Origin of the sequence: Yinghuangia sp. YIM S09857 (assembly GCF_051388915.1) — a bacterium.
Classification (GTDB): domain Bacteria; phylum Actinomycetota; class Actinomycetes; order Streptomycetales; family Streptomycetaceae; genus Yinghuangia.
On the sequence record NZ_JBPKBH010000006.1, the window covers coordinates 25,319 to 41,298 of the forward strand.

General features: G+C 72.7%; 12 protein-coding genes. 10 read left to right on the top strand and 2 right to left on the bottom strand.

Going from position 1 to position 15,980, the window contains the following annotated elements; translation table 11 throughout:
• Positions 1–293 precede the first annotated feature (293 nt).
• The 7 genes from ACRX5S_RS14020 (at position 294) to ACRX5S_RS14050 (ending at position 6,812) form a co-directional block, all read left to right on the top strand.
• The gene (locus tag ACRX5S_RS14020) at positions 294–1,646 is read left to right on the top strand and encodes an FtsX-like permease family protein (protein WP_436773243.1); all 1,353 of its coding nucleotides are present in this window, start codon (positions 294–296) and stop codon (positions 1,644–1,646) included.
• Between the two features lie 266 nt (positions 1,647–1,912).
• On the top strand, positions 1,913–2,083 hold the full coding sequence (locus ACRX5S_RS14025; protein ID WP_436773244.1) for a hypothetical protein: 171 nt from the start codon (positions 1,913–1,915) through the stop codon (positions 2,081–2,083).
• Between the two features lie 78 nt (positions 2,084–2,161).
• Entirely contained in the window at positions 2,162–3,103 is a 942-nt protein-coding gene (locus ACRX5S_RS14030) for an AraC family transcriptional regulator (protein WP_436773245.1), read from the top strand.
• A gap of 62 nt (positions 3,104–3,165) precedes the next feature.
• Positions 3,166–4,014 (top strand): arylamine N-acetyltransferase family protein, encoded by an 849-nt coding sequence (locus ACRX5S_RS14035; protein WP_436773246.1) that lies wholly within the window; start codon positions 3,166–3,168, stop codon positions 4,012–4,014.
• Between the two features lie 202 nt (positions 4,015–4,216).
• A complete protein-coding gene (gene pip, locus ACRX5S_RS14040; protein WP_436773247.1) occupies positions 4,217–5,185 on the top strand; it encodes a prolyl aminopeptidase in 969 nt (322 codons plus the stop codon).
• Positions 5,182–6,303, top strand: a complete 1,122-nt coding sequence (locus ACRX5S_RS14045) for a winged helix DNA-binding domain-containing protein (protein ID WP_436773248.1) — start codon at positions 5,182–5,184, stop codon at positions 6,301–6,303. Before pip ends, ACRX5S_RS14045 begins: the two co-directional genes overlap by 4 nt.
• Before the next feature lie 107 nt (positions 6,304–6,410).
• Positions 6,411–6,812, top strand: coding sequence for a S26 family signal peptidase (locus ACRX5S_RS14050; protein WP_436773249.1), 402 nt, complete (start codon positions 6,411–6,413; stop codon positions 6,810–6,812).
• Positions 6,813–6,859: 47 nt separating this feature from the next.
• On the opposite strand, the gene ACRX5S_RS14055 is transcribed toward ACRX5S_RS14050, so the two are convergent.
• Positions 6,860–7,699: a hypothetical protein gene (locus ACRX5S_RS14055; RefSeq protein WP_436773250.1), complete on the bottom strand. Its 840-nt coding sequence runs from the start codon at positions 7,697–7,699 to the stop codon at positions 6,860–6,862.
• A gap of 197 nt (positions 7,700–7,896) precedes the next feature.
• Positions 7,897–8,172 (bottom strand): hypothetical protein, encoded by a 276-nt coding sequence (locus ACRX5S_RS14060; RefSeq protein WP_436773251.1) that lies wholly within the window; start codon positions 8,170–8,172, stop codon positions 7,897–7,899.
• Positions 8,173–8,532: 360 nt separating this feature from the next.
• Between ACRX5S_RS14060 and ACRX5S_RS14065 the strand changes: the two genes are divergently transcribed.
• From ACRX5S_RS14065 to ACRX5S_RS14075, 3 genes are read left to right on the top strand one after another with little or no spacing between them, the layout of a single operon-like run.
• Positions 8,533–9,384, top strand: coding sequence for a DUF4132 domain-containing protein (locus tag ACRX5S_RS14065; RefSeq protein WP_436773252.1), 852 nt, complete (start codon positions 8,533–8,535; stop codon positions 9,382–9,384).
• Positions 9,381–14,534, top strand: coding sequence for a hypothetical protein (locus ACRX5S_RS14070; protein ID WP_436773253.1), 5,154 nt, complete (start codon positions 9,381–9,383; stop codon positions 14,532–14,534). The genes ACRX5S_RS14065 and ACRX5S_RS14070 overlap by 4 nt, the downstream gene beginning before the upstream one ends.
• Complete coding sequence (locus ACRX5S_RS14075; protein ID WP_436773254.1) at positions 14,531–15,742, top strand: ATP-binding protein; 1,212 nt, start codon at positions 14,531–14,533, stop codon at positions 15,740–15,742. Before ACRX5S_RS14070 ends, ACRX5S_RS14075 begins: the two co-directional genes overlap by 4 nt.
• Positions 15,743–15,980 lie beyond the last annotated feature (238 nt).

Sequence of the window (15,980 nt, forward strand, 5' to 3'; positions counted from 1 at the left end):
TTATGAACCACCGTTTATGAACCACCGTTTATGAACCATGGTTCATGAACCGCCGTTTACGAACGGCCCTTCACGAACGGCCGTTTACGAACGGCCCTTCACGAAAGGCCCTTCACGAACGGCCGTTTACGAACGGCCCTTCGCGAACGGCCGTTTACGAACCGCCATTCGCAAGCGCCCCCGTTCCGCCGCCCACTCCCGCCCGCCGCACCGCCCCACGCCCCCCCACACCCCCCACACCCTCCCCGCCCCTCTCCGCCGCCCCCACCGGCCCACTCCCAAGGAGTAAGACCGTGTTCGCTCTGGCCCTCAGCTCCCTGCGACACCGCATCGCCGGATTCGCGGCGAGTTTTCTCGCGATGTTCCTCGGCGCGACGATCCTCATGTCCTTCGCCGCGATGCTCGACACCGCCGGACGCCCGGGCGTCGACACCACCAGCAAGGAGACCCTGACCACGATGGGCACCGTGGTCGGCGGATGGGGCCTGCTCCTTGTCGTGTTCGCGGTCTCGTCGACGCTGACCCTCTCGGTGCGGCAGCGCTCCGCCGAGATGGCGCTGCTCCGCAACATCGGTGCCACACCCGGCCAGGTGACCCGCATGATCGTGGGCGAGAGTGCGGTGCTCGCCGCCGCGGCCGCCCTCCTCGCGATCGCCCCCGCGATGCTCGGCGGACGCCTGCTGCTGGCCCTGCTGGACTCGACCGGGCAGGTCGGTGCGGGCGTCCCGTACGCCTTCGGCCCGATCGCGCTCGGCATGGGCCTCACCATCACCCTCGCGGCCGCCACCCTCGCCGCGCTGATCACCGCCCGCCGCGCGGCGCGCGCCGGTGCGGTCGAAGCGCTCGGCGCCGTGGCCGCGGACGACCGCAAGCTGTCGCGGAAGCGCATCGCACTCGGCACCGGGTTCCTGCTGCTCGCGCTCAACCTGGCGGTCGTCACCGCGACCGCGATGAAGGGCAAGGGCTCGGACGCCATGCAGACCGCCGGCCAGACCTCCATCTGGGCCGCCATCGGGCTCGCCGTCCTCGCCCCGGCGATCCTCCGCAAGGTCGCCGCGTCGGCCGCCGCCCCGCTGGAGCGCCGCGGACTGACCGGTTACCTGGTCGCCCAGAACCTGCGCCGCCACACCGGCCGCCTCGCGTCCGTCGTCATGCCGGTGGTGCTCTTCACCGCGATCGGCACCGGCACGCTGGTGATGCAGGCCGTCGAGAACGACGCGATGGCCGCGTCGGGCCTGCTCAAGAGCAACGAGCAGAAGAACGTCGAGACCCTCAACTTCGTGGTCATCGGCATGATCGTGGCCTTCGCCGCCATCATGCTGATCAACACGCTGGTCGCCGCGACCGCAGCCCGGCGCCGGGAGTTCGGGCAGATCCGGCTCGCCGGCGCGACGCCCCGCCAGGTCCTGAAGGCCGTTGCCCTCGAAGGCGCGGTCCTCACCGCGGTCGGCGTGGTGCTCGGCACCGCCGCCTCGCTGCTCACGATCCTCCCGTACGCCTACGCCCGCACCGGCGACGCCGTGCCGGGCACCGGGGCCGGGACGTACCTGGCCATCGTCGCGGTCGCCGCCGTGCTGACCGTCGCGACCGGGTACGCCGCGGCGCGCCGCGCCCTCCGCACTCCCGCGATCGCCGCGGTGGCCTGACACCGACACGCACCGATCCCGCACCCCCACCCGTCCGCCGGGTGGGGGTGCCCGTCGCGCGGGCCCGGTGCCACCGCGGGGACCCCGCCACTGCCAGGACCCCGTCTCTGCCGGGACCCCGTCTCTGCCGGGACCCCGTCTCTGCCAGGACCCCGTCACTGCCAGGACCCCGTCCCTCCGCATGGACCCGTCTCTCCGCGTGGACCCCGTCCCTCCGCTTCACACCGAAGCCGTTGCGTTGTCACGACCGGATCGTTGGAGGCGGCATGCAGCATATTGACGTCGACCTGGTGGGTCCGGCCGCAGCGATGGCGCACATCGTCGCGCGGCTCCGCGCGATGGAGGTCCTGGTCGAGGCCCGCGACGTGGTCCGCAACAGCGACAACCCCGACTACGGCTGGTGCAGCATCACCGTCGCGGTTCCCGACGAGGAGTGAGCCCGGACCCGCGCGAGAGCTGAGACCATCGGTGAATTCTCGATACAAATCCATACTCAAGCGTCTACAATTCGCGGCATGGATGCACTCGCCGGACTCCTCGACGGCCCCCGTGCGCAAGGCGCGTTCCTGCTCCGCTCGCTCCTGAACCCGCCGTGGTCGATGCGCATCCAGGACGAGGCGCCGCTGACCCTGGTGTCGATGGTGCGCGGCTCGGCGTACATCGTCCCGGACGGCGGCGAGCCGCTGGAACTGGCGCCGGGGGACGTCGCCATCGTGCGCGGACCCGACGGCTACCTGGTCGCGGACCGCCCCGACACCGCGCCGCAGATCATCATCAACCCCGACCAGCGCTGCACGACCCCGGACGGCGTCGACGTCGCCGAGCTCATGCACCTGGGCGTGCGGACCTTCGGCAACGACCCCGAGGGCGACACGATCCTGCTGACCGGGACGTACAACATGGAAGGCGAGATCAGCACCCGGCTGCTCGCCGCGCTGCCGGTCCTGGTCGTGGTGCGCGCCACGGAGTGGAACAGCCCGATCATCCCGCTGCTCGCCGACGAGATCGTCAAGGACGAGCCGGGCCAGGAAGCGGTCCTCGACCGACTCCTCGACCTGCTGCTGATCGCCGTACTGCGGGCGTGGTTCGCGCGTCCCGAGGCGGAGGCGCCGGCCTGGTACCGGGCCAACAGCGACCCGGTGGTGGGCCGTGCGCTGCGCATGCTGCACGGCGACCCCGCACACCAGTGGACCGTCGCCAACCTGGCCCGCGCGGTCGGCGTCTCGCGCGCCGCGCTGGCCCGCCGGTTCGCGGAGCTGCTGGGGGAGCCGCCGATGACGTACCTCACCACCTGGCGCCTCTCGCTCGCCGCCGACCTGCTGCGCGAGCCCGAGGCCACGATCGGCTCGGTCGCACAACAGGTGGGGTACGGCAGCCCGTTCGCCCTCAGCACCGCCTTCAAACGGGTGCGCGGGGTGAGCCCCAAGGAGTTTCGGGCCCAACTCGTCCGCGCCTGACGCCGCCACATCACTCCCGAAATCGTCGGCTCCCGTCACCCGCGTCGCATAAAGTCCGGAACATGACGACCATGGACGTGCGCGGCTATCTGACTCGGCTCGGACTGGAGGACATATCCGGCCCGCCGTCGACCGAGCTGCTGTTCGCGCTGCACCGCGCACACGTCGAGCGTGTGGCCTACGAGGGGCTGCACGCGCAACTGGGTCAACCCACCGGACTGGACGCCGCCGAGTCGGCGGCCCGCATCGCGGGCGGCCGCGGCGGCTACTGCTACCACCTCAACGGCGCCTTCGCGGCCCTGCTCGAACGCCTCGGCTTCAACGTCGCCCGGCACGTCGCGGGCGTCCAGGCGCGCTTCGAGGACCCGCCCGGCGTGCTCGGCAACCACTGCGCCCTCACCGTCCGTTCGGAGAACCGCGACTGGCTCGTCGACGTCGGCCTCGGCGACGGCTTCCACGAGCCGCTGCCGCTGCGCGCCGGCGTCTACGACCAGGGCCCCTTCTCGTACGCCCTCACCCCCTCCGACGTCGTCCCCGGCGGCTGGCGCTTCACCCACGACCCGCGCGGCTCCTTCCCCCGCATGGACTTCGCCCGCGAACCCGTCGCCCTCGACGTCTTCGCCGAGAAGCACGAGTGGCTCTCGACCTCCCCCGAGTCGTCATTCGTCCGTACCAGCTCCCTACTCCGCCGCGACGCCAAGGGCGTCGACAGCCTCATCGGCTGCGTCCTCAAGCGCATCGACGCCTCCGGCGAGGTCGTCTCCGAACTGGAGACCGAACAAGACTGGTACGCCGCCATGGCCGACGTCTTCCACCTCACCCTCTCCGACATCCCCACCCCCCAACGCCACGCCCTCTGGACCAAAGTCCACACCCGACACACCACCCGCAAATCCGCCTCCGCTCCCTGACCCGTACAAGTACCCGGGGTCGCCATCTGGCCCGCCGTGGCGACCGGGGCCCGGTCGGGCTGCCAATTGAGGAGTGAGGACCGGCGCAGGGCCTGGACGAGCCCGTAGCGGTGCGCGATGGCGGTCGTGGCGTCGGGCGGTGCGGCGAACGCCTGCTCGGTAGGGTCGATACGGCCTTATCTGGTGTCTGGGAGGCGGGTTCATGCGGTCGTTTTATTCGGAGATCGAGCCCTACGAGCGCGGAATGCTCGATGTCGGGGACGGCCAGCGGGTTTATTGGGAGTTGTGCGGAAATCCTGAGGGCAAGCCGGCGGTTTTTCTGCACGGCGGGCCCGGGGGCGGAAGTACGCCGAATCACCGGCGGCTCTTTGACCCTGCCAAGTACCGGGTGTTGCTGTTCGACCAGCGGGGTTGTGGGCGCAGTACGCCGCATGTCAGCGGGCAGGGGACGGATCTCTCGGGGAACACCACCTGGGACCTGGTCGCGGATATCGAGCGGTTGCGCGAACTGGTGGGGGTGGAGCGGTGGTTGGTCTTCGGCGGGTCGTGGGGTAGTACTTTGGCGCTGGCGTATTCGGAAACGCATCCGGAGCGCGTGACGGAGCTTGTGCTGCGGGGGATTTTCACGCTGCGGGCGAGTGAACTGCACTGGTTCTACCAGGAGGGCGCGTCGCAGTTGTTCCCGGATTTGTGGGAGGCCTTCTTGGCGCCGATTCCGGAGGGCGAGCGGGGGGATCTGATGGCGGCGTACCACCGGCGGCTCAATCACGCCGATCCCGATGTGCGTGCCGAGGCGGCCGTGGCGTGGAGCGTGTGGGAGGGCTCGACCATCTCTCTGCGGCCGCGCCCCGACGTGATCGCGGTGCACGGGGAGCGTGACTACGCGCTCGCCTTCGCGCGCATCGAGAACCACTACTTCGTCAACAAGGGGTTCATGGACGAAGGCCGCCTGATCGCGGACGCGGGCAAGCTGCGCGGCATCCCGGGGGTGATCGTGCAGGGCCGGTACGACGTCTGCACGCCCGCACGCACCGCGTGGGACCTGCACCGGGCGTGGCCCGAGGCGGAGTTCGTGATGGTCGACGACGCGGGGCACGCGTACGACGAGCCCGGCATCCTCGATGCGCTCGTCACCGCCACCGACCGCTTCGCCGCCGAGTCGGGGGCGTGACCGTGGGTCCCACCGTGGAACTCGGGGTCCGCGACCTCAACCGGGCCACCCTCGACCGGCAGTTGCTGCTTCGGCGCGCCACGCGTACCGCCGCCGACGCGGTCGAACACCTGGTCGGCATGCAGGCGCAGGCGCCCAGGTCGGCGTACGTCGGCCTGTGGTCGCGCCTGGACGCCTTCCGGCCGGCCGAACTGGCCGGTCTCGTCCGGGACCGGGCCGCCGTGCGCACGGTGCTGATGCGCAGCACCGTCCACCTGCTCACCGACCGCGACGCGCTGGCCCTCATACCGCTGTTCGCCGCGATGATGGACCGCACCTTCTCCTACTCGCCGTTCGCCAAGGCGCTGGACGGCGACGACCTCGCCGAGATGGCGGCGTACGCGAGCGGTCTGCTGGCCGCCGAGCCGATGACCCGCGGCCGCATCGCCGAGCGCTTGGCGGAGCGGTGGCCGGGGCGGGACACGCAGGCGCTGGGCTACGTCGCGACGGACCTCGTGCGCTGCGTGCAGACGCCGCCGCGAGGGCTGTGGGACGAGGTCGGCCCACCTTGCTTCACGCCGGTCGAGACCTGGCTCGCACGGGAGTTCGACAAAGGCGCCGCCTCGGTCGACGACCTCGTGCTGCGCTACCTCGGCGCGTTCGGCCCCGCGTCGGTCAAGGACGCGCAGACGTGGTCGGGACTGACCCGGCTGCGCGAGGTGTTCGAACGGTTGCGCCCGGGCCTCGCGGTCTTCCGCGACCCGGAGGGCAAGGAACTGTTCGACCTGCCGGACGCCCCGCGCCCCGCCGCCGACACCCCCGCGCCGGTCCGCTTCCTGCCCGAGTACGACAACCTGCTGCTCTCGCACGCCGACCGCTCCCGCGTGATCGTCGGACGCCGGACCGTGCCGCTGCCGCCCGGGCACGGCGGTGCCGCCGGGACGGTCCTCGTCGACGGGTTCTTCCAAGGCGTGTGGAAGATCGCCCGCGAGGGCGACACGGCGGTGCTGCGCGTCGACCCGTTCGTCCCGCTCGCGGCCCCGGAGCGCGGCGAGGTGGAGCGGGAGGGCCGCGACCTGCTGGCATTCGCGGCGGCGGACGCCGGGGACTACGACGTACGGGTGACAGCTCCCGCGTGACCGACCAGGGCCCGGCCCGGCGTTCCCGGGGCCCTGCCCCTGGCGCGCGGGTGGCGTCCCGAAAAACCAGTGGCAGGCGGCGAATTCCATTTGGCAGTCTGCGGAGCATGGGCTTGCTGGATTCCATGGCCACACGCGTCGCGGGTGGGGCAACCGTCGAGTTCCGTCCGAGCGGCACGTCGATGGTGCCCCTCATCAGGAGTCGCCAACTCGTCTCCGTCGCACCGGTGGACCCGGCGAAGCTGGAGATCGGCGACATCGTGCTGGCACGGGTCGCGGGCACGACGTACCTGCACCTGGTGTCGGCTCTCGACCGGACGCGCGGGCGCGTGCAGATCAGCAACAACCGCGGCCGGGTGAACGGCTGGACGGCCGCGGCGCGCGTCTACGGCATCTGCGTCGCGGTCGACGGTGAACAGCGCGCCTCGGCCGCGCACAAGGTCCGGGCCGAACGCCCGACAGCCGTCGGACACCGCCTCCCGGCGCCGGATCGTACGACCGCCGACTGACCTCCGCGCGCCCGGCGGCGAACCGGCCGCGGCGTCGTACGGTCCGCTCAGCGGCCGCCCACCGTCGGCTTCCGGAACGACGGCGTTTGCAGCGCGGGCATCTGGACGCCGGGGAACGCGAACTCCGGCATCGTGAAGCCCGGAAGCTCCGGCATCGGCGGGATCGCGATTTCGGGGACCGCGATCTCGGGCACCTGGATCTCCGGGACCTGGACGTCCGGCACCTCGGGCGTGTCCGGCAGCGTCCCCGCGTCCGCCGTGATCCCCGAGAGCGAATCGGTGATCCCGGAGACCGTGGTCGTCGTCGACGCCATGACGCCGTCCAGCAGTTGGGTCAGTGCTTCGAGGACCTTGCCGACGTCGAGGCTCTTGGCGGCCTCAAGGAGGGCGTCCAGGTCGATGTCGGGCGGCGGCGGCACCTCGACGCGCGCCTCGGGCGCGGAATCGCCGGTGCTCCACGGGAACGCGGGCCACACCGCGCGCGTCCAAGAGTGTGTGTACTTCTGCGCGGACGAGTGGGCCTGCACCGAGGCCACCGCGTTCTCCGCGGTGACCAGGGCCCGCTTGAGCCGTGCGTCCAACTGCGGATCGGCGCCGGGCACGCCGTCGGCGATCAGGGACCGCAGTTCACCCAGCGCCCGGCCCCGTTCGTCGCCGCCGCCATTGTCCTCGGCCACGGAATCGGCCCGGTCCTCCCGCTGCCCGGGATGTCTCGCGGGTACCGCGGACTCCACATCGGCCGCGGATTGCGCTTCGGCCGCGGAACCGGCAGGTGGCGCGGCCCGCTTCGCCGCGTCGGCGGCCTCCGCGGCGGCGACGCCTCCGAGACTTGCGGCTCCCAGCAACGCGGTCCCCATCACGACCGACACAAACTTTTTGCTACGCACGAGCTTTTCCTCCAACAAGGTGACGAATATGTGCAAAACGTCACCCGCGGCAGGGTCGCCCGCAATTTCTTGTCTGATTAATGAGGCAAATGGGTTGCCCGATAGGCCGAAAGGGGCATGCGCGCCAACGGTCTTCGGCGGCTCCCGGACCTGCCGAACACCGGCGCAGGCGGCACCCCGGACGCCCGCGGCGTCCCTCAGGACTCGTCGCGCACGAACACCAGCTCGGTGCCCGGCGGGTCGTCCGTCGGCTGCTTCGCGGCAAGCGAGTAGCCCTTGCTGACGGCCAGTCTGACCAGCATGTCGACGCGCACATCGCCGCCGTGCTCGGGCACCACGACGCGCGGCGACCCGTCGAACAGGTCCTCGTCGCGCCGTAGTTTGCCGCGCAGCCGCCAGGCGGCGAGCCCGAGCAGCCCGGCCACGAGCCCCGTACCGATCAACGCGCCCAGGACCCGCATCGCGATCCTCACCCCCGGAACCCTCGGGCGGTGTCGTCCGGTGTCGGCACCGCGTATCAAGCGTGGCGCGGCGGGTGAGCCGCGTCTACGCCCCACACCGTGGGACGCGGCTCGTTCCCCGGGGGTTCGCCGGTCGTTGTCGCCGGATACCGCTAACGTTCCCGCCATCCTGATCGCGGTCGCCACCGCTCCGGTGCCACCATCCCCTTGCCCCCGGCGGCCCCGGCCGCGAACGGCCGCGGTCAGGATCCCGGCAGCCGCACATCCGGCGCACACACGCGCCACATACACGCGCCACGCACACGTGGCACAGACGCGCGGCACATACACACACTCACATCGCGAACAAGACACTCGGCGGGTGGTTCATTCATGAGTTGGGTCCAGGCCGGCGACTACGAGGTCGCCCTTGAGGACGGCACCGTAGTGTGCCGCAACGCATCGGGCAGGCGGCTGAAATCCGTCCCCTCGAAGCTCTCCGACGACCCGGTGGTGGCGGGCCTGCGCCAACTCGTGGAATGGCTGGACCGCCACGAGCGCGAGTGCGTCGCCGACGTCGAGCGCTGGATGGTCCGCTCCCTCGCCGTCCCGGCGCCCCTCGTCGCCCGCGTGTGGCCGGACCCCGCGTGGCAGCGAGTGCTCCGCGACCTCGTCGTGGTCGCGGACGGCGGCGAGACCGGGTTCCTGCGCGACGCCGACCCCGAGCGCGGCATCGGCATGGTCGACCTCGACGGCGACACCGTGCGCGTCGCCGCCCACGAGGTCCGCTTCCCGCACCCCGTGCTCCTCGACGACCTGGACGACCTGCGCGAGTTCGCCGCCGAACTGGGCGTCGAGCAGCAGATAGGGCAGCTCTACCGCGAGGTGTGGCACAAGCCCGAGAACCTGGACGCCAAGTCCACCTCGGTCGACGACTACGCGGGCGGCCGCTTCGACCAGCTCCGCTTCCTGTACGGGCGCACCACCTCGCTCGGTTACCAGGTCCGCGGCGGCCAGGCGGTGTGCCCCGTCCTTGAGGACGCCCGCCCCGTCGAGGCCCGCGTCTGGCTGGGCGACTTCGATCCGTACGAGAGCACCGAGACCGGCTCGCTGAGCTGGACCGACGCCGCCGGGAGCACGCTGCGCGCCACCCAGGTCGGACCCGTCGCCTGGTCCGAGGGCATGCGCATGGCCGCCGCACTGTACGCAGGACGCTCGACCGAGAAGCAGGAGGAGGCCGCGTGACCACCGCCCCCGAGACGGCCGGAACCCCGGAAAGCCCCGCCGCGACCGCCGCCGACGCCGCCCGCACCGCGGCCCTGCTGGACGCCGGCGCCGTCCTGTCCACCGGCACCGCGTCCGGCGACGACGTCGACACGCTCACCGCCCGCGCGTACCTCCACCCGGCCCTCCCTGACCGCCGCATCGTGCGGCTGGTGCCCGGCACCCTCGGCCCCGCCGAGGACCTGGCCCTCGACTTCCTCGGCCTGGTCCGCGACGGCGAGGCGCCCGAGGTCGGCCACGTGCGCCGCGAGACTCTGGGCTTCCCCGCGTGGGCCCTGGTCAACGACCCGGCCAACGGCCACCACGCACTCGCGCTCGTCCGCGACATCGAACGCCTCGACCGGCAGGCCCGCAGCAAGCCCGGCGCCGCCAAGGAGGGCTTCGACCAGCTCGGCACCACCCTCGGCCGGGCCGTGCCGCACTTCCTGCCCACGTTCTACGAGCAGGCCGCGCGCATCTTTCTCGGCCACGAGAACACCACCTACGCCGCGACCTTCTTCGGCAAGGCACGCGAGGCGGAGCGCGTCCACAACCTCCCCGTCGAAGAGGCCCGCCTGCGCGCCGCCTTCCTGGAGTTCGCCTTCGCCGGGGCGCTGACCGCCAAGGCCCTCAAGGAGTACGCCAAGGACCTCTCCCGCCGCCTCGAACCGGCGGCCGCCTGGGCCGAGTTCCGCCAGCTCTGCGTCGAACGCTGCGCCGCCGGGATGCCGCCGTACGCCGGTCTCGCCGAGGACGCCCGCGCCATGATCAAGGCGGTCGGCGGCGGGGCCGAGGCCCAGGGCGCCGCCGAGCGCGAACTGCTCGCCGACCTGCTGCCGAGCCCCGCGATCGTGCGTGCGCCGCTGTCGTTCTGGAAGACGTTCGCGAAGTCCGTCGCGGCGCTGGCCGCCGAGCGCGAGGGCGTCCGCGAACGGCTGCTGGACATCTTCCCGACCCCGGGAACGGGGGAGGCCGCCGACATCGACGCGTACTGGCTCTCCCTCCTCCTGGCCGCGGGCTGCGACACGCTCCTGACCACCCCCGGCGGCCTCGAACACGGCAAGGCCGCCAACTGGGTCACCCGCTGGGCCAAGCACACCTCCCGCGGCTGGCGTGTACGGGCGCGCGACGCCACCACGCTCGCGCTGGTCGAGCGCATGGCCCCGGTGCTGGCCGCGGAAGGCGTCGCGGTCGCCCTGTTCACCGGCTCGTATCGCGGCGAGGCGTCGCCCGACCTGGTCGACATGTGCCTCGCCAACGGCGTTCCGCTGACCGACCCCGCACAGGGCAACTCCATGGCCCTCGGTCCGTGGTTCGACGACAACGCGCCCGGCCGCCGCGACCTGGTCGCCGCCGGGAACGACGAGCGCTATGCGACCGTCCTGCGCAACGCGGTCGGCAACCTCGGCACCGAGGACAACGGCCGCCACCAGACGCGGGCCGCCGAACATCCGGTGCTGCGCGTCCTGCTGCACCAGTGGCTGGACGCCCGCGCCGACGAGCTGGAGAAGGAGTCCGGCCTGCCCGGCGCCGTCGAAGCGCTCGGCAGGATCGCTGTGTTCCACCGCGTGGCGCTCGACGTCAACCCCGGCGTCGTCCAGCGGGTCCGGGACTTCCGCGTCGCACCCGTGCTGGCGCGTACGCTCCGCAGCGGCATCTTCGACGAACTCGCCTGGCCCGCACTGGAAGAGGCCCTCGCCCTCATCGGCGCGGCGCCGCCGAGCCCGACCCCCGGGCTGTCCGCGCAGACCGACAACAACCGGGGCAACCGCAGGGGTGGTGGGAGCGGCGGCGCCGACGCCCCGGTGAGCTTCGAGGTCTACGAGTCCTGGCCCGCCCTCATCCTCGCGACCGCGACCAAGGCGGTAGTGGTCGGCCCGGAAGGCATCCTGCTCGACCACGACCTGCGCATCCCCGACAAGTCCGACGGCTGGAACAAGCCGAAGTTCCGCTACGTCGACGGCGAACTGCTGGTCATGTGGTGGCACGAGAACGAGGCCAAGGCGTACTGGTCCTCCCGCCCCGGCGAGATCTTCGAGCCCACCGGCCAGGTGCCGGGACGCTGGGGCGGCGAGTCCGTCGTCGTCTCGCTCCCACACCCGGACGGCGGACGCGTCACCGGCGGCCGCGTCCTGCACGCGGGCGACACCCAACTGCCCGAGCGGCGCCCGGTCCTGACCGACGGCGTCGGCCACTGGGTGCTCAATTGGGACCAGCACCCCGCACGCTGGTACGAGTACGACCCGGCGAGCGGCACCCGCGGCCGCGCCTCGCTGCCCGCGCTGTTGGCCGCCGCCGTCGAGGGCGACTACACCGCCGAGGCCGCCTCGCTCGCGGCGCACCAGTGCGAACTGCTGCCGCTGCTGCCCGGCCTGGAGAACACCCCCTTCGGTACCGACGGCAAGCTCCTCGGCCGCTGGGTCCGCTACGACCGGCACGGCGTCACCGCCGGGTCTCCGGACGGGCACACGGTCACCCTGACCGATGCCGAGCGCAGTTGGAACGGCCAGCCCCGGAGCATCCCGATGGGCGGCCTGCGCCTGCCGGGCGGCGCACGGCCCATCGTCGCGAGCGTCAACGACGGCATCAACCTGTTCCAGGACGGCATCCGGCTGGGCAAGGTACCCGTCTGGGAGCGCGGCGGCATGCACGCCGCCGGCACGGTCTACGCCCCCGGACTTGCTTTCTGGCACGCCCTGCGGCCCCGGGACGAGGCCGCCTCGACCGCCCTGCGCGCGGTCACGGACGCCGACGCGGAGGCGCTGATCGCCGCGGCCACGACCGAACACGAGGCGTTCCGGGCGAAGCTCGCCGAACTCGGCCCCGACCAGGCACTGGCCGCCCGCGAACCGGTGCCGCTCGACAGCGTCGGCTCGGTTCTGCCGGGCGTCGCCCACCCGCACGTCGCGGCGGGTGTCGCGGGCATCGCGTGGACCGCGGGCGACCTCGCCCGGCGCCTCGCGGACTTCGGCCGGCCCCCGGCGGTCGCCGTGGCGGACCCGGAGGAGTACCGTCCCGCCCACGGTGACGACGCGACCCTGGGCGAGGTCACCGCGGGGATCGCGGACCGCCGCGGCTACAACTACGGCGTGGCGTCGGGCTCGTGGACGGTGGTCAATCAGATCCGCGGCGTCGCGGCGCTGTTGGGCGCGGGCGCCGAAGGTGCCGACGACGAAGCCGCGGACGAAGCGGCCGACACGACCGCGGACACCGGCACCGCCGCCGACGGTGCCGCCGACCGCTGGACGACCGACCAGGTCAAACTGGCCGCGGGCGCCTTCGACTGGACGGGCGCCATCGGCCTCGTCGCGCCGCTGCTGGTACGCGCGGCCTCGCCGCTCACGTCCGACGAACGCCGCGCCGGGATCCTGATCATCGCCGAGGAATTGTCCGCCGAGGTGTTCCGCCGCCCCGGCTGCCTGCGCCGCGTCACCATCTGCGCGGAGGAGCGCGGACCGTCCCGCGTCGGCCAGGTCATGCGGCACGGCGACCGCGTCGTGGTGATCACCAGCACGTCCGGCTGGGGCTCGGACCGGCGGCAGCACTGGACCGCCCTGGACTACGACCCGTCCGGCCGGTTCGGCGCGATCGCCGACCTCGTCACGCACGACGACGAGGTCGTCGAGCACCTGGGCGACCAGGACCGCATCACCGAATTCCTGGACCGGTTCCGCGAGTCGGGCGTACCGGAGTGGCGCACCGAGGCGGCCGACGCCATTGCCGAGGCCACCGGCGCGCGCCGCGCCGAAGCCGTGCTGATGCTCGCCGGGTTCCCGCCGCTCATGACCTACGGCCGGGTCGCCCTGGCGGCCGACCAGCGCCAACTCCTCGGCCTGAAGACCGCCGAGACCGCCGTCGCCCGCGACCGGATCGGGTCCCTGGGCACCGGGACCCGCCAGCGGCTGCTCGCCGCTCTGTTGCCCGCCGACCCGGCGGCGCTGTGGAGCACCGGCTTCGACGCGGAGGCGGGCGCGGCGGAGTGGCGGCGGCAGATCGGCGACGTCGTACGCCTGCCGGACGACATCGCCGCCGAGGCCTCCGCCGCGAAGATCGACGACAGGTCGCTGGAAGTCGTCCTCAACCCGGAGTCCTGCACGGCGCTGACCCGCACGACGACGCAGCGCCTCGACAAGGACCGCAACCTCGTCGCGGACGACGTGTCGGCTCTGCCCGGCACGGAGATGCTGAGGGGCAGCGTACGGGCCATGACGTGGCTCGCGTACCGCCTGCCGTACGGCCACCCGCTGCGCGCCGCGCTGCCCCGTGCGCTCGCCGCGCTGCGCAACCGCCTCGCCGACCCCGGGCTCCTGCTCGACCTCGGCCTCGCGTGGACCGAGCGCGGTGAGCCCACGTCGAAGGCGCTGCGTCTGGCGGAGGGCCTGCCCGAGGAGGGCGGCGCGGACGCGGACGGGCTGGTCCGGATCGGCGAGAAGGTCGTGCTGACCCCGTGGTACTCGTCCAGCGAGCACGTCTGGGTCCGCGTCGGGGCCCTGGAGGGGCACGAAGACCCGGAACTGATGCGGTTGTTGGCGCTGCGCGGTGGGGCCGACACGTACGGGGCCGGGGCGGTTGCGACCATCCTCAGCCCCGAGTTCGAGCGGCTGGTGAACGTGGGCGTCGGCGCCGAGGACGGGGGTGACGCCGATGCGGATGCGACCGCCGCGGCCTCGGCCGTCGGGAACGCGCAGGACCCGTCGTGGTCGCTGCCGGACCTCGTCGAGGAGGTCGCCAAGACGCACGGCGTCGACCCCGACGTGGCGACGCTCTACCTCCAACTCCTCGCGCTGCCCGACCCGACCGACCGCAACGTCGCGCGGTGGACCGGTTGGAAGCCCGCGCGCCTGAAGGCGGCCCGTGCGGCGCTCGCCGGGACCGACCTCGTGGTCACCGCCAAGCGCGCCCGCGCCTCGCGCAGCATGTTCCTGCCGGGCGGCTGGCACGAGTTCCGCCGCTCGCTGCCCCTGGAGACCTGGAAGGACAGCCTCTACCGGGTGCACGACGGAGGGGCGTTGGTTCCCGGGACGCCCGTGACCGACCTGTTCGAGGCCGCATGGCAGCGTGTGCGCGAGGGCGACGCGCCCGGCTTCGAGCAACTGGAGACCCGCAAGGCCCGGAGGGGACGCCGCCGATGAGCACGAACACCCGTAAGAAGCAAGGTTCCGACGACCCGACCGCCGCTTCCGGCGTCGGCGCCGACGAGCGCGAGGCCGCGTCCGCGGGACGGCAAGTGCAGCCGCCCGAGGACGCGTTCGCCGAGGAACTGGAGTTCCTGGCCGCGTACGACACCGGTCCGCGGCCCCCCGCGTGGCGCCTCACGCCGCGCGCGGTCGTCACGTTCGTCATGGGCAGCAACGGCGAACCGCTCAAACTCGCGGACGGCTCACGCTCACTGACGATCAGTCAGAAGTTCGTTGGGGAACGCGCGCTCGTGGAGCGCTGCGTCGTCACCCTCGCGGGCGAGCGCGGACTGCTCCTCGTCGGCGAACCGGGCACCGCGAAGTCGATGCTCTCGGAACTGCTCGCGGCGGCTGTCTGCGGCACCAGCGGACTCACCGTGCAGGGCACCGCGGGCACCACCGAGGACCAGCTCAAGTACGGCTGGAACTACGCGATGCTGCTGGCCTCGGGGCCGAGCCGCGACGCGCTCGTACCGTCGCCCGTCCTGACCGCGATGAACCGCGGGGCCGTGGCCCGGGTCGAGGAGGTGACGCGCTGCCTGCCGGAGGTGCAGGACGCGCTGGTCTCCCTGCTCTCCGAACGCCGCATCGCGGTACCGGAGTTGGCCGGCGGCCCGGACGGACAGGTGCACGCCGCCCCGGGGTTCACCCTGATCGCGACCGCCAACCTTCGCGACCGGGGCGTCTCGGAGATGTCCGCGGCCCTCAAGCGCCGCTTCAACTTCGAGACGGTCGGCCCGATCGCGGACCTCGACGCCGAGACCGCCCTCGTCCGCCGCCAGGCCCGCGGCTCGGTGGAACGCGCCGGGGCCGCCTTCGCGGTGGACGACGCGGTGCTCGAAGCGCTGGTCACCGCGTTCCGCGACCTGCGCACCGGGCGCAGCGCGGAGGGCTGGGAGGTCGAGCGGCCGTCGACGGTCATGAGCACGGCGGAGGCGGTGTCGGTGGCCAGCGCGCTCGGCCTGGCCTCGGCGTACTTCCCCGGCGACCGCGACGTGCTCGGGCTGCTGCCCGGCCACCTCCTCGGCGTGGTCCGCAAGGACGACCCGACGGACGCGGCCCGGCTCCTGGGCTACTGGGACGCGGCGGTCCGCCGCCGTGCCGAACAGGGCGCCGCGACCTGGCGCACGCTGTGGGACCTGCGGCATGTCCTCGAAGGCTGAGGTGCGCGGAAAGGCTGAGGTGCGCGGAAAGGCTGAGGTGCGCGGGAAGGCCGGGGTGCGCGGGAAGGCCGGGGTGCGCGGGCCGGCGGCCGCCCGGCCGGTGATCGGGCTGTGGAGGCCCGATCCGCGGAAGGCCCGGTCGCAGGCTGAGGCGCCCCGCCCGGCGGCCGGTCGGTCGGCGCCCGGGTCGGCGGCCGAGCCGTGGAGGCCCGACCGGCGGGAAGCCCGATCACAGGCA

Bases quoted from the DNA above. Each gene is read 5' to 3' on its own strand.
- ACRX5S_RS14075 (WP_436773254.1), top strand. From the start codon at position 14,531: ATGAGCACGAACACCCGTAAGAAGCAAGGTTCCGACGACCCGACCGCC.
- ACRX5S_RS14030 (WP_436773245.1), top strand. From the start codon at position 2,162: ATGGATGCACTCGCCGGACTCCTCGACGGCCCCCGTGCGCAAGGCGCG.
- ACRX5S_RS14025 (WP_436773244.1), top strand. From the start codon at position 1,913: ATGCAGCATATTGACGTCGACCTGGTGGGTCCGGCCGCAGCGATGGCG.
- ACRX5S_RS14035 (WP_436773246.1), top strand. From the start codon at position 3,166: ATGACGACCATGGACGTGCGCGGCTATCTGACTCGGCTCGGACTGGAG.
- ACRX5S_RS14065 (WP_436773252.1), top strand. From the start codon at position 8,533: ATGAGTTGGGTCCAGGCCGGCGACTACGAGGTCGCCCTTGAGGACGGC.
- ACRX5S_RS14050 (WP_436773249.1), top strand. From the start codon at position 6,411: ATGGGCTTGCTGGATTCCATGGCCACACGCGTCGCGGGTGGGGCAACC.
- pip (WP_436773247.1), top strand. From the start codon at position 4,217: ATGCGGTCGTTTTATTCGGAGATCGAGCCCTACGAGCGCGGAATGCTC.